Origin of the sequence: Maribacter sp. BPC-D8, assembly GCF_035207705.1 — a bacterium.
In the GTDB taxonomy this organism is placed as follows: Bacteria; Bacteroidota; Bacteroidia; order Flavobacteriales; family Flavobacteriaceae; genus Maribacter.
In genome coordinates, this window is sequence record NZ_CP128187.1 from 2640774 (window position 1) to 2655414 (window position 14641).

14 protein-coding genes are annotated in these 14641 nt (G+C 35.4%); 5 read left to right on the forward strand and 9 right to left on the reverse strand.

The genetic code is table 11. The annotated features are described in order from the left end of the window. Positions 1-9 precede the first annotated feature (9 nt). Positions 10-603 (reverse strand): hypothetical protein, encoded by a 594-nt coding sequence (locus tag QSV08_RS11740; RefSeq protein ID WP_324023531.1) that lies wholly within the window; start codon positions 601-603, stop codon positions 10-12. A 1-nt stretch (position 604) separates the two neighbouring features. Beyond that, positions 605-2770 (reverse strand): PEP/pyruvate-binding domain-containing protein, encoded by a 2166-nt coding sequence (locus QSV08_RS11745; protein WP_416382059.1) that lies wholly within the window; start codon positions 2768-2770, stop codon positions 605-607. A 1023-nt stretch (positions 2771-3793) separates the two neighbouring features. Between QSV08_RS11745 and QSV08_RS11750 the strand changes: the two genes are divergently transcribed. The 3 genes from QSV08_RS11750 to QSV08_RS11760 all read left to right on the forward strand — a co-directional run bounded on the left by QSV08_RS11750 (position 3794) and on the right by QSV08_RS11760 (position 6621). Continuing rightward, the gene (locus tag QSV08_RS11750) at positions 3794-4099 is read left to right on the forward strand and encodes a hypothetical protein (protein WP_324023535.1); all 306 of its coding nucleotides are present in this window, start codon (positions 3794-3796) and stop codon (positions 4097-4099) included. A 139-nt stretch (positions 4100-4238) separates the two neighbouring features. Further along, on the forward strand, positions 4239-4973 hold the full coding sequence (gene ppgK / locus QSV08_RS11755; protein WP_324023537.1) for a polyphosphate--glucose phosphotransferase: 735 nt from the start codon (positions 4239-4241) through the stop codon (positions 4971-4973). 97 nt (positions 4974-5070) lie between these two features. Further along, the gene (locus QSV08_RS11760) at positions 5071-6621 is read left to right on the forward strand and encodes a hypothetical protein (RefSeq protein ID WP_324023539.1); all 1551 of its coding nucleotides are present in this window, start codon (positions 5071-5073) and stop codon (positions 6619-6621) included. A gap of 101 nt (positions 6622-6722) precedes the next feature. Here the strand turns inward: QSV08_RS11760 and QSV08_RS11765 are convergent, their stop codons facing one another. The 6 genes from QSV08_RS11765 to QSV08_RS11790 form a co-directional block, all read right to left on the reverse strand. Continuing rightward, on the reverse strand, positions 6723-7622 hold the full coding sequence (locus QSV08_RS11765) for a DUF6503 family protein (protein ID WP_324023541.1): 900 nt from the start codon (positions 7620-7622) through the stop codon (positions 6723-6725). Positions 7623-7657: 35 nt separating this feature from the next. Next, positions 7658-8446 (reverse strand): SDR family NAD(P)-dependent oxidoreductase, encoded by a 789-nt coding sequence (locus tag QSV08_RS11770; protein WP_324023543.1) that lies wholly within the window; start codon positions 8444-8446, stop codon positions 7658-7660. 294 nt (positions 8447-8740) lie between these two features. Then, the gene (gene typA, locus QSV08_RS11775) at positions 8741-10543 is read right to left on the reverse strand and encodes a translational GTPase TypA (RefSeq protein WP_324023545.1); all 1803 of its coding nucleotides are present in this window, start codon (positions 10541-10543) and stop codon (positions 8741-8743) included. A gap of 107 nt (positions 10544-10650) precedes the next feature. Next, a complete protein-coding gene (locus QSV08_RS11780) occupies positions 10651-11196 on the reverse strand; it encodes a hypothetical protein (RefSeq protein ID WP_324023547.1) in 546 nt (181 codons plus the stop codon). A gap of 53 nt (positions 11197-11249) precedes the next feature. Then, on the reverse strand, positions 11250-11834 hold the full coding sequence (locus tag QSV08_RS11785) for a hypothetical protein (protein ID WP_324023549.1): 585 nt from the start codon (positions 11832-11834) through the stop codon (positions 11250-11252). Between the two features lie 89 nt (positions 11835-11923). Next, positions 11924-12490, reverse strand: coding sequence for a hypothetical protein (locus QSV08_RS11790; RefSeq protein ID WP_324023551.1), 567 nt, complete (start codon positions 12488-12490; stop codon positions 11924-11926). A gap of 83 nt (positions 12491-12573) precedes the next feature. On the opposite strand from QSV08_RS11790, the gene kdsA reads away from it, so the two are divergent. Both kdsA and QSV08_RS11800 read left to right on the forward strand, forming a co-directional pair. After that, positions 12574-13392: a 3-deoxy-8-phosphooctulonate synthase gene (gene kdsA, locus QSV08_RS11795; RefSeq protein WP_282049342.1), complete on the forward strand. Its 819-nt coding sequence runs from the start codon at positions 12574-12576 to the stop codon at positions 13390-13392. Positions 13393-13422: 30 nt separating this feature from the next. Continuing rightward, positions 13423-14193 carry a hypothetical protein gene (locus QSV08_RS11800; protein ID WP_324023553.1) on the forward strand — a complete coding sequence of 257 codons (771 nt, stop codon included), beginning with the start codon at positions 13423-13425 and terminating at the stop codon, positions 14191-14193. Between the two features lie 67 nt (positions 14194-14260). Here QSV08_RS11800 and QSV08_RS11805 read toward each other — a convergent pair whose 3' ends face one another. Continuing rightward, positions 14261-14635, reverse strand: a complete 375-nt coding sequence (locus tag QSV08_RS11805) for a DUF1801 domain-containing protein (protein WP_324023555.1) — start codon at positions 14633-14635, stop codon at positions 14261-14263. Positions 14636-14641: the final 6 nt, after the last annotated feature.

Here is a 14641-nt window from a genome sequence, read left to right on the forward strand (position 1 = left end):
TAGTAATTTTTAAAAACTCTTATACGTAACATCAAAACGACCATCGGTTATATTAATGAATTGACCGTTGCCATCTACTGCTGAAAAATAAAAAGTTCCTGATATGAACTTCTTCTCTTCATCAATTTTTATTATTTCTAAAACTCCACCAATGCTTTCATTAGAGTAAAATTCTGATTCAATTTTTTCTCCACTAATTTTTTTATTAATCCTACAAGTAGCATTAGCTATGGGCATATCACTCGCTTCTAATGTAGTTTGTGAAAGAGAATATAGCCCTTCGGTCAGCGGTTCAGTTCCATTAAAAAGTTCTAGCGTAATAGACACGTCACCGTCTGTATCATTGAATGTACCTAAAGAAAATCGATACTCTTCAAAGACTTCGCCATAGGTTAATTGCAATTTAGGTGCATCTGCACAGTCTAAACAAAAGCTCCCTTTTTCAGGTACATAGACTTGCTCATTAATAAGACAACCAAATGTATTAAAACCTGCTATAGTCGACGCTGGTAATTCTTCATCAACAACATCGTCATCATCTGCATCGCACCCAGTAAAAACAAAAAATAACGAAGCAATTAAAAACAAATAGATTCTTTTCATATTACAATTTTGTACCTAAAGAGATTTCTTTCTCTGTATTAATTTTCGGTGTAATAGATTCTAGATACCCAGAACTCAATGCTTTTTTATTCTCAACAAATGGTCTAATTTGAAATAACCATAATTTATCCTCCTTGAAACCAAGCTCCACGTCATAAGCACCTTCATAATCTGAATTTGTTTCTTTAGGCAAGGTCTCTCGAATAGTTTTCGCCAAGGTCTTAATATCTTTCATATTCTTTTCATTCACTACCCTATTCTGAAACGTCGCAACTTTCTTGCCAGTTCCGCCAATTGCAGGTAAAGTAGTATACATTGGCTCGCGTGCAGGCGCTAATAAACGATAGCCGTTACTATCATATATAGTATAGGTTTCTGCGGACTGACCATCTACAGCACCACCTGCACCTCTACTAAAAGCCACGGTTAAATCTTTATCATTACCAGAATTGATACCCTTGGTTATTAATACGCCCGAGTAATCTACATCTACACTTGGTATCACCAAAATAGAAGGAAAAACATTCTCAGGATTCAACAAATATACTTGCCTCCATTTAAAGCTACGTTCAGTATATGGTGAAGCCCACACATCTTTTATGCCTTCTAAAACTTTCTCTTTATCTAACACATTAAAAAGTGTCAGGTTTAATCCAGCACCAGTAAACTCCTTTAGATCCTCCATATTGGTATCGCTACGTAAAAACACAGGAACCTTACCAAAATCAGACCCAAGAACTGATTTGAATTTACTTTCAAGCTGATTCATAAAATCTTCTTTCAGCGGCATTTTTTTGATAGCACCTCTTAAGGTTTCTAACTGTCGCAATTGATAATTCTCAACTTCTGGCTCTGGTACATCTGCATTTCGCATACGCTCGGCTTCTTTGAACATGGCATTCAAATATTCCCAATACGAACTATTTTCACCAGGCATTTGCTGATCCATGTGATCTCTGAAAATTCCGAACGGAATCACCAATCCCTCAACTACCTGCTCAGGAAACATCTTTTTCAACTGCCCAAGGTTAGCCGCTTTTGGTCCGCATAAAGCTCCTGAATCACTGGCATCAACATCGCGCATGTTCAAAACATCGGTATTGCCTAATTGAATCTTTTCAACAGGCACTTCGATCTTATCGGTATTACGTTCTTTCTTTACGAATAGTCCGCGTTCTTGATCCGTCATCTGCGATTCTGGTTTCAAAATCACATTTCCTTTATTAGATACCGCATAGAATACACGTTGGCCACTATACTTCTTTAAACTCTGAAGATTTTGATCAGATAAGGCAGCATTTGGTATGCCCAAATTACGCGCCAATAATTGCACGTGCGATACCATATTACCTTCTGCCACAGTAGCAATACCCGCAACAGGTTTTAAGTCTGACGGTGAGCGCTGAAAAATATAAATTTTATCTGCCGATACTTCAATATCTTCAGAAGAGCCATCAACAACCACCAACTCCCCAAACGCATACCCAGGGTTTAACCCTCTAAATGTACTTTGGTTGGCAACATCCATCACTTTATTGGTCAAGGCAGATTCTTTTGAAATAAAATCACCCAATTCACCAACGCTTTGCCCTAAATGCAATGCTACCGAACCTCTTATTCTATCATCTATAAATGCATAAGCTTTTGGTTCAAACGTAGTATATGTATTTACAACTTCTTGGTAATTTGCTTTTACCATGGCTGCACTCCACTCTACCGCTGCTCTAGCTGTTTCTAATACCTGCGTTAATTCTGCCAAGCTTAATTGATCTTGATTGAACTTACTAAGGGCTCCAGAAATCTGTTCCCATTCCCACAGTTCTAAATATCCTGCACCGACCGATGCCGTAGTCAATGCACATATTTTTTCTAACTGTCCGCTTACCGTTGTAGGCTCCCAATTAGGTGCATTTTGAAATAATAGCTCTTCTAATTTTAAAGAAATATCAAGCAATTGTAGTCGTGCTAAAGGTCGCTTCTCGGTTAGCAGCTCTTCTCTGATTTCTAAAAGTAACTGTGCCGTTTCATTTACTGAATACGAAGGCGCTTCATTATTCGCCCTGCCATCTACAAATGATTGTACCTTATCACCTAAGATTGTTCCTTTCACCAATTTTGATTTATTCAATAATGATTGAACATCCACAGGTTTAAAAAACGTATTCATTGTAGTTACAAGTCCGTCTAACTTTTTATTCAAATCGGTAGTCAGTGATTTTTGATTCTTAGCTTTAAAATCGATTACCTTTTGAATATCAGTTTTTTCGGGCTGACTATGAATTTTTGTTCTTAGATCCATAAAAGGAACGAACAAATCTGAAATCACTTTCGATTCGCTTCGCATGAGTTGCGCCACATTATCATCGCCGTTATGCGGAATATCTTTTAATGACTGACGAATAAAATAAAAGTTATCGGCAACTACAGCATCTTTAGATAAAATCGATTTGTAGAAATCGATTCCCCAAGCTTCTTCGTCCTCTACCTGAACCGAACCTCTATAAAACTGTCCTTTTTGATTGATCCATCCATCATCGACCAATCTCAAATATTTATCTAACTGATATTGTTTTAAACGAGAATGGTTGTGGTTGGTATCCCAAAGTTCATCAATAGTCGTATACGCTAAAATTTGACCAAAGTAAATATGATTGCTTTTACCCAAAGCAACTACCTCATCTTTATAACGCGCATGTTGCACACCAGGACCAATATTATCTGGGCAAGGATCTTTTGGTTGACGAACACTACCGTCTATACAAAACCAGCGAATATCTTTATAAGGTCCACGAATATCACTTTTATACTTCGCTACTAATGTCTGAACATTTTCGGCAGTTAAAGTAGATTGTGCATTTGTACTTTGAACCAAAACAAAGAGCACAACAATTAGCGTAGTAAGGTGGTAATCTATTTTATTTTTTTTCAATTGAATTCTATTAATTTATTCAGCAAAGGTACTATCAAATAAGATTACTTAATTCGCTAACAACTAATTATTTTAACACAAAAAATTAAAAATACGCTACTGAATTACAGTAGATTAAGATTAAAAAAAAGATTCATAATAAAATGATAAAATTATTCGTTATTCAATTAATTAGATTTCATTTGTATCAACTTTTTAGGTCCATAAACAGGATTTAAAAACGGACAAAAAAAATCTTTAATTAACTAAACAATTAAAAAAATGAAATCACTTTTAATAGTATTGTTCGTAGCAGTTTCTTCGTTGACCTCATATGGTCAAGATACCAGCACTATGAACGGAACTTATGTTGGCTATGTTGATGGCGCATACGTTTTTTCTGATAGCGAAGGTTACAATGCAGAGTTCACCAACATTACAGATGATGTTGCGAATGCATTCGATTTAAACAGCCAAAAATTTGTTGGAAAACAATTTATGATCACGTTCATTGTAGATTCTGAGTTAGATGAAGATGAAGAAGAAATTCAAGTTAGCACTATAGTAGAGTTGCTAATGCCAATGTAAAATAAACAGAAAGGACCTAAAAAGGTCCTTTTTTTATGCTCTAAAATGAGCTTAAAGAGATGTGTATCTTCACATATAGAATCTCACTTCAAAGACCCGATTCTTTTTCGTTTCTTTGTAATTCATAACAAAACACAAAATGACTTTACTAGGTATTGATGTAGGTGGCTCTGGAATTAAAGGAGCATTAGTTAATTCGGAAACCGGAGAAATGATCTCTGAACGCCATAGAATACCCACTCCCATACCTAGAACGCCAGAAGCAATGACCGATGTAATTGCCCAAATTGTAAAACATTTTGATTACAAAGGCAAAGTTGGCTGTGGTTTCCCTACCATTATTAAAAACGGAGTTTGTAAGGCTACTGGTAATCTTGATAAAAGCTGGTTAGGTGTAAATGTCGAAAAATTATTAGAAAAGAAAACCGGACTTGATTTTACCGTTATCAACGATGCAGATGCTGCTGGCTATGCTACCATGAACTATGGTACAGGAAAAGGGGAAAAAGGATTTGTTGTGATGATCACCATTGGCACAGGCTTAGGTAGTGGTGCTTTTTTAGATGGTAGGTTGATACCTAATTTTGAGTTAGGCCAAATACCTTATAAAGGATTTTCTAAAATAGAAAAATGGGCAGCTGGATCGGCAAAAGACCGTGAAGGACTATCGTATAAAAAATGGGGAAAGAGATTCAACACCTTTTTAGAATATGTTGAATTGATCGTATCACCAGATTTAATTATTCTAGGTGGTGGCGCTTCAAAAGATTTTGATGAGTTTAAATCTAAAATCAAAATCGATACCAAGGTAATACCCGCAAAGCTTCAAAATCACGCAGGTATTATTGGTGCAGCAGTGGCTACACTTCATTAATATTTATTCAAGTATATTTAACGTAGACATTACACTTTAATACAAAGTGTAATCGCTCATGTTCAATATTTTCATATAACCAACCAAAATAACCACAATGAAAAAAGTACTAAGTTTATTAGTAATTATCTGTTGCCTTACTGCCACGAAACTGTTAGGTCAAAGGGCAAATTTAGACCGAGAATATTTTCAAGTCTCATATGTCGATTTACCTTCAATACCAATTCTAGATGACTCAAAAAGAACCTTTACCTCTAGTAGCCGTAATATTTTTTTAGAAGGATTTTCTAGAGTAGCACAAAACGGAACCCTTGATTTTAGATTTACTTTTCATGGTACCGAAATAGGTGATGTAGATATCAAAAAAAATAAACACGAAGAAAAAGACAAAGAAGGAAACGTAACCAAAACGACGTATACATATGACGTAATTTGTAGTTATTCTTCTTCTGCTACAATATCAATTAATAATTCCGATTCTGGTGAAAACTCTTCTTTTACACTATCTGAAAATGACAACTATTCTAGTACAGGATTCAAAACCTATTCTAAGGCAAGTTCGTATTACAACAATAATCGCTACAGTATACGAGACAAATATCGTACTAAGCATCGCAATAGCATGATTAGCCAAACAAATAGTAAGATCAATTTTAAATACGGTTATGTACCGAAAACATTAAGTCAATCACAACATTTCTGGATAATCGCTACTAAGAAGCACCCAGAATTTGCCAATCACCAAGAAGCATCTGAATCTTTAAAGGCTATATTTTCAAAAATGCAGCACGACCAACCAGTTGGCGATTTATTAATAGAGGCGCAACCATGGATCGATTATTTCAACGACGTTGTAACAAGATATAATGAAGATGACAAGCAGCATAAAAAAGTGCGTTATGCGAGTTACTACAATATTGCAAAAATCTATTTGAACTTAGATCTACCCGAAAAAATTAAGGAATATTCAGATCTACTTATCGCAAACGAGTACGATAAAAAAGACGGAAAGAGACTGAATAATAGTGCAGAAGATTTAATTAACGATTTTACCATAAATGAAATCTCAACAAGACACTTTGAAGTTATTACCGAAGACCTTTCAAATGAGCCAGATGTAGCAATTGTATATGCAGAAGATCCAGCTGAAGAATCAGAAAAGGCAGTTGCGTTTTTAATAACAGCCGCTAACGATACTTTACAAACAACAGTTGCTATTGATGAATTGACGAAAGCGAGCGCAGCAATACAAATGCTAGACGAAAATAACAAAGCACAAGAAGTTGCTGCTATAGACAGTAAACAGATTGTATTAACTACAGGTGATATTTACGAAGTTGCCACTTTTACTTCGTCAGTTGCAAGTGATAAAACTAATGCTCCGAAATTCGCAAAAGCAATTTACCAAGGTAGCAAAGTATCATTGTACGAACATATGGGTAAAGAATATGTTTTGAAGTATACCAATGCTGAAGACGGTATATCAACAATGAGCAAAGATTTTGTTTTCGGCTTCAATAAAAAATTAGCAGCCCTAAGTACTGAATGTGAAGCGGTAAAAGGAAAAATTATGGCTAGTGAATACAAAAACACTAAAGAAGGTCTTTTAGCTTATAGTCAAGCATATGATGCCTGTGCAGCTGAATAAAATCTAAACCATATTAAAAGTATAAAGCGTGTATCTAAAAAGTATTTTTTAGATACACGCTTTTTTTTGCGTTGTAACAACAACTTAAATTTTAAGAGATATTACTCTAAAATTTTCGCGCCCTCTGGAGCATCAAAAAAGTCTTTAGGTAATTCTTTCTCAAAAGAAACATCTGTAAAATCGATTTTAGTGATATAGTCACCAGGTTGATTGTCTTTAACCGTCCAGTAGGTTTTAAATCCGCCTGGCATTGTAATACCATTTACTGTTTGTTCACCTATAAACTCCGTGAATTTTTCTGGAGCATGACCACCGTCTTTAAAATAATCTGGATATGAAACGATATATCTCATAACCGCTAACTTATTTGTCTCTTTATTTACATAAAGAATATAGTAATCATCGGGTGCATCACCTGTCTCTGCGTCAAAAGTTACTTTGATCACATTATAATCTTGACCTTTAAATTTCTCAGCATCTAACAACTCTAGGTTCACCCCTTCACCACTCAACACAAACGGATGACCAACAAACCATAATGGAGTTAGCGCCCAGAACTTAGTGTCATAAGCAAATGCTGTACTGTCTTTAGCCATCATCCAAGCTTGTTCACCTGTCCAACCAAATTTTGCAGAACTATCGGTAGCACTTGTATGCACAGATCTGTTGCTCCATGTATCAACTGTTTGGTAACTATCTCTAGCAGTTTTACCATCTAGAGGCTGATAATTAAAACGAAAAGTAATTGGTCCGTTTGCATACCAAGTACCCAATCCGCCATGCGCTTCCATTGCGTTCCAAATAACTTTTCCTGCTTCTGTAGTATTTAGTCTTTCTTTTGTTTTTGCAACTCTTGAAGACACCCAAGAATCTGGATAAGCAATTACATTAGTTTCAGCCACCACTTCTTTAGCGGTTTCGGTTGTTTTTTTAGGAGTTTCTTTACAGGATACAATAACTGCAAGTACTAATAATAGTGATAGTTTGTAAAGTAATTTCATAGTTGTGTGCCGTTTAGTTTATTATACAGTTATGATCAGACGGCTTTATGATCTAAACTGGCTATTTTACGTTCCTCGTAATTCTCTGCGACCACCTTATCTAACTCTGCTGGCGCTTCAAAATTTAAGGTATTTTCTTTCAGTCGTTCTTCACCACCAAAAATAACTTGAATCTCTTTATTAAATAATCCTTCTAATGAACGTTCTGCAACATACTCTGGCGCATCCATTTTTCTACCTTTAAATTTTTGCATCATCTCAGTATCTGTAGCGGTGGGAAAAGCACAGGTTACCGAAACTTTAGAAGGTGCCAATTCTCTACGCATAGAATCTGAAAACTGACGAATAGCTGCCTTGGTGCTACCATAAACCGCATAGAATGGCATTCCGATCAATCCCAATCCCGATGAAATATTTAAGATATAGGCATCTTCAGAAAATCTTAAAAGGGGAATACAGTATTTTGTCAATAACATTACCGCAGTTAAGTTTACCGCAACCTGATCGTAAAGATCTTCATCTTGTATATCTTCTAAAGGACCAGCAGCGACGATCCCGGCATTGTTTATTAATATATCTAAATGACCCCATTTATCTTCTATACGTGCCGCAGCATCGCGTAAAACTTGAATATTGGCAATATCACCAGCAATTCTAATAAAACTTACCTCAGGATATTCTAATGATAAATCTTTTAGATTTTTTTTATCGCGTGCAATTACAGCAATATTGGTTACCCCGTCTTTAATTAGGTTTTGAACCATGCATTTACCAATACCCCGAGTACCCCCAGTTATGAGTACATTTTTCCCTTTTAGTTGCATAATAGTGTTAGTTTGAGTTGTGAATAAATTCCACTTTAAATTAGCTAAAATTCTATGCAGAAACGAAGAAAAATGCAGGATGAATGTATTATTAAGAATGTAGGAAAATCTAACCTATATTTTTGCGTTTTTCTGAAAACAAAGACACTAATTAACATTATATCAGCGTAGCAATCACAAAACCACTTCACCAACAACCTCTAAAAAATCACATAAACTAAAAAAAACCACCCGATTGGGTGGTTTCTATATTTAAAAGCAAAAAAAAGCTCCTTAAAAAAGGAGCTTTAGTACTTATGCTATTTTATTTCTCTTACGCTCATTTTCTGTCAAATAGATTTTACGTAAACGTAAATGCTTAGGCGTAACCTCAACATACTCATCTTTTTGAATGTATTCTAATGCTTCTTCAAGAGAAAACTTAATTGCCGGAACAATTTTAGCTTTATCATCTGCACCAGAAGAACGAACGTTAGACATCTTTTTAGTTTTTGTAATATTCACGGTCATATCATCTCCACGAGAATTCTCTCCGATAACTTGACCTTCGTAAATATCTTCACCCGGATCAACGAAAAACTTACCACGATCCTGTAATTTATCAATAGAATAAGGAATTGCTTTTCCTCTTTCCATAGAAACTAAAGAACCATTTTGTCTTTGTGGAATATCACCTTTCATTGGTTGATACTCTAAGAAACGGTGTGCCATAATAGCCTCACCTGCAGTAGCAGTTAATAGTTGGTTACGAAGACCTATGATACCACGCGATGGAATCTGAAATTCACATAACATACGGTTACCTTTAGCCTCCATACTAGTCATCTCACCTTTACGGATAGATACCATTTCAACAGCTCTACCAGAAACTTCTTCAGGTAAATCGATAGTTAAATGCTCGATAGGCTCACATTTAACCCCGTCAATTTCTTTAATGATTACTTGTGGTTGCCCAATTTGCATTTCGTAACCTTCACGTCTCATTGTTTCAATAAGTACCGAAAGGTGTAATACGCCACGACCGAATACTAAAAATTTATCAGCACTGTCAGTTGGGTTTACACGCAAAGCAAGGTTCTTTTCTAACTCCCTAGCCAAACGATCTTTAATATGTCTAGAAGTAACGAATTTACCATCTTGACCAAAGAATGGGCTATCGTTAATAGTAAACAACATACTCATTGTAGGCTCATCAATTGTAATAGTCTTTAATGCTTCAGGATTTTCTAAATCAGCAACAGTATCACCAATTTCAAAACCTTCAACACCAACTAATGCACAAATGTCACCAGTTTCAACTTCTTCTACTTTCTTACGACCAAGACCTTCAAATACGTAAAGTTCTTTGATTTTAGATTTTACGATAGAACCGTCTCTTTTAACCAAAGATATTTGTTGACCTTCTTTTAAAGAACCTCTTTGTAATCTACCGATAGCTATTCTACCTGTAAATGAAGAGAAATCTAAAGAAGTAATCAACATTTGCGTGTTACCTTCTTTTGGTTCGAAAACAGGAATATGCTCAATAACCATATCTAACAATGGCTCAATATTCGTTGTTTCGTTTTTCCAATCTTCGCTCATCCAGTTGTTCTTTGCAGAACCGTATACTGTAGGGAAGTCTAACTGCCATTCTTCAGCACCTAGTTCGAACATTAGATCAAAAACTTTTTCATGTACTTCGTCTGGAGTACAGTTTTCTTTATCAACTTTATTGATCACCAAACAAGGCTTTAAACCAAGGTCAATCGCTTTTTGAAGTACGAAACGTGTTTGTGGCATAGGACCTTCAAAGGCATCTACCAATAACAAAACACCATCTGCCATATTCAATACACGCTCAACTTCACCACCGAAATCGGCGTGACCAGGAGTATCAATAATATTTATTTTAGTATCCTTATATATAACGGAAACGTTTTTGGAAGTAATGGTAATACCACGTTCTCTTTCCAAATCGTTATTATCCAAAATTAAATCACCTGTATTCTCGTTTTCACGAAATAAGCTACAGTGGTACATTATTTTGTCTACCAAGGTTGTTTTACCGTGGTCAACGTGCGCAATGATCGCAATATTTTTTGTAGTAGTGGACATAAAAGGTCTTATTTAAGCGTGCAAAGATACTTTAAATAACAATAGCCACACTTAAACTTATGTTATTTTTATCTTATTGATTTTGAGATAGTTCGCCAAAGCAACGCCTACTTTTTTCTACCACCAATAACCCAACCTAGTCTAACATCTATTAAAACACCCACATCTGTATTAAATTGATCTACAAATATACCCGGGCCGAAAGCCAAACCAAAATAGAATCCTTTTTTATAGGTACGCTGTAAACCATACACTATTGCAGTATTATAGAAGTAATCTGAGGCATATTCTAAATTACCAATAACAGGTGTACCAAATTGAAACTGATTTAAAAAACTAATGTAGTTACCTGTGTTACCAGATATGTTTTTACCTTTTCTAAGCCTTCTATCAAAATTGATGTACTGCCTAACATCTGCTTCCAAACCAGGGTATAATCCGAAATTGGTATCTCTACCAGACCCACCGTTAAGTGCAAAACCTAAAAAAGCTTCTAAATTCAACGTGGTTTTAGGGCCAATACCTAGTTCGTAAGACACCCCTGGCGCCAACAAATTAACTTTAAAGAGTCCGTCTTCTACTAGCTTGTCAGACTGGGCGTTAACATAAAAAACTGACATAAGAATAACTGAAAGAAAGGTGATTTTTTTCATGATAGTGTTTAGTTTTTATTTATGCTGATAACACTATCAAAGATTAGACCATTTTAGTCAAAAGTAGGTTTTTTAGATTTTCTTTTTGTGGCTACCCACCCGAAGGTAACATGAAGCAAAAAACCATGACCAGTATCTATATTTTTTGAGTCAAAATAGCCATAGCCTACTTCTGCATTTACATTGAAACCTTTTCTATTGGTACGCTGTATACCGTATACTCCACCATAGAAAGCAAAGGCATAATCACTATTACCGTTAGAGATATTATCGGTAAACTGAACCGGCTCCCAGAATATACTACGCGCAGGACCAATGTAGTTTGCTGAATTGCCTATTACATTCTTATTTACATCTAAGCGTTCTTGAAAATTATGGTAATATCGAATTCTGGTATGCCAAGCAAAACCTAAGGCATACCCAACTTGGTATCTAGCAAATGCCGGTGTAAAACTGGTTGATGCACTTACATTTTTAAATAAACCCAGCTCATAACGAATACCTGGCCCCAGAAGATTGATAGTAAATTGATGTCGCTCTAGATTAACGAGTCCGTTGCCTTTTTCGGAGAAATCCCTAATCTGAGAATGTGCCGTTGTAATAGCTAGTAATAAAAGAATCAAAGTAATTTTTTTCATGTAGTTTGATTGATGTTGCAACTAAAACTACATGTTTATAAAAAGGTAACCTCCTGATTTATAGAAATATTAAGAAAATACTTACGAAATTAACGACCAACACACCATCGTTTTTCACTAATTATAAAACCGATACTCAAGTTCGCCACCGGATAAATTCCGCCTTCAAATTGTCCGTCATAATATGCCGCACCGACATCTACCGAAAAATTAAAACCCGAATCATAACTGCGTTGTATACCTGTTACCAAACCGGCATAACCGAAAGCACCTTCTACATTTTCATTGGCAATAGTTCGTGAACCCGGAAAGAAGACTGCTACAGCAGGTGCTACATAATTAGCAGAATTACCATAGATCTGTTTTCTTTTACGTTGGCGCTTTTCAAAATTATAATAGTAGCGATATTGACCCGCAATTGCAGGAAAAACTCCGAATTCTCTATACACATCTGGCAAAAGAGGATCTAAAGCCACTTGAATACCTGCTTTTATATCAAGAGTAGTATTGGTACCCAATGCCATTTCATATTCGATACCGGGATTAATAAGGTTAATCTTCACCTGCCTTAGCTCGCAATTTTTACCAAATTGAGCATGGGCATTACCGGCAAAAACTACCAGCAATAGTATAATTAAAAACTGTTTGATTTTCATTTCGATTTGGGGTTTCGACAATCTTATCTTAATAGAACAGTAAGCTTCTTAAAATAGTATCTTTGATTAAAAATATTCGACGAATGAACCTATCTCTTATACCCCAAATAAAACATACCGACAGCAATAACTTTTTTCTACTTTCTGGACCCTGTGCCATTGAAGGTGAAGATATGGCGATGCGCATTGCAGAGCATATTATCACCATAACCGATGAGCTTAAAATACCCTATGTATTTAAAGGAAGTTTCAAGAAAGCAAATCGTAGTCGTTTAGATTCGTTCACAGGTATTGGAGATGAAAAGGCATTAAAGATTCTACGTAAAGTTTCTGAAACATTTAAAGTACCAACGGTTACCGATATACATACAGAACAAGATGCTGTTATGGCTGCCGAGTATGTAGATGTTCTTCAAATACCTGCTTTTTTAGCACGCCAGACAGATTTAGTTGTTGCCGCTGCTGAAACGGGAAAAACTGTGAATATCAAGAAGGGACAATTTATGAGTCCCGAAAGTATGAAGCATGCCGTAAATAAAGTTACGGAGACAGGAAACCAGCAAGCTATCATTACAGATCGCGGAACCATGTTCGGTTACCAAGATATGATTGTAGATTTTAGAGGTGTACCTACCATGAAGCAATTTGCTCCCGTGGTATTAGATGTTACGCATTCATTACAACAACCAAATCAAACATCTGGCGTAACAGGTGGTAGACCAGCGTTAATAGGTACTATGGCTCGTGCAGGAGTTGCTGCAGGGGTTGACGGACTATTCATAGAGACACATTTCGATTGCGCCAATGCAAAAAGTGACGGTGCTAATATGTTGGATTTAGGATTGATGAAAAAGCTATTGACAGATTTAGTAGCGTTGAGAGCTGTGGTTAATGAGTTTTAGTCAATTTTTTTTCTATCAGTAAACATTATAATGACCGAAGAAGATATATTAAAAGGGTTTTGGTTTTTTAATCCAGAAAAAAAATGGCCTCCTAAAGAGGTTACAAAACTGGAACAGTATAATGGAGGGGACAGATTAAATTTAGATATTACCCAACAGTTAGACCTAAGTACCTATCAACAAACAAAGTTGGTTGACAAATGGTGTGACGCCCTACCTGAATTATCAAAAGTAAAATACATTTGGTTTACTTCTAAAGTAAACCAAAAAACTTTTGACGCAGTTTGTAAAATGCCAAATCTAGAAGGCATATGGATCAAATGGAGTAGTATAAAAACCATTGAGAAGATGGTAAAAATAAAATCATTAAAGCATTTTCATCTTGGCAGTTCTTCACAAATTGAAAGTATTGCATGTTTAGCAGATATGAATTCTTTAATAACACTAGAACTTGAGCACATTAAAAAAATTAATGAATTTGAACCGATTTCTAAATGCTTGAAACTAGAAGGGCTTGCCATAGAAGGAAGTATGTGGACAACTCAAGAAATAAAGAATTTGAAACCAATCGAAAAGCTTAGGAAGCTTAAATATTTATCTTTAATGAACACTAAAGTTCTGGATGCTTCATTAAAACCTATATTAAAATTAAAAGAACTCAAAAGATTTGATTCATCTTTAAACTTACCTTCTCAGGAGATTACTAATTTAAAAAAGATAAAAACATTAGAATTCGGAAATGTCCCTGCGGAATATTTGGACATAAAAACACAAGTCAGAAATAAATTAAAATGGTTGTAAAAGGAATAATAAACTTAACGGATGTTTTTGAACAAGACATCTATCAAGCTAAAATTATACTACTATTTTAATCTTTCCGCTTATAAAATCCGTTTTGACGAACAGCATAAGCATCCTGTAAAACATCTACTAGAATATCGTTATCGATATCTTCGAGCTTAGCATAACGCAATGAACGTACTACTTTTCTATTTTCAGAAATTAGTACGTTCAAATGTTTTGTAAGGTGTGCTGAGTTCCAAAAAGCAATATCTACAAACTTTTTTTTGTGCGATGCATTCAAATAACAAATAGGCGATTTACCAATATAAAAACAAGGGATATTCCATTTAAATTTTAGCTCAACCTCAGGCAAAGTCGTTTCAATCATCATTTGCAAATGCATTAAAATACTCCTGTACGGTTCAGGCTGATTGAAAATATAATCCTCTGCTGGTTTCATAATCAA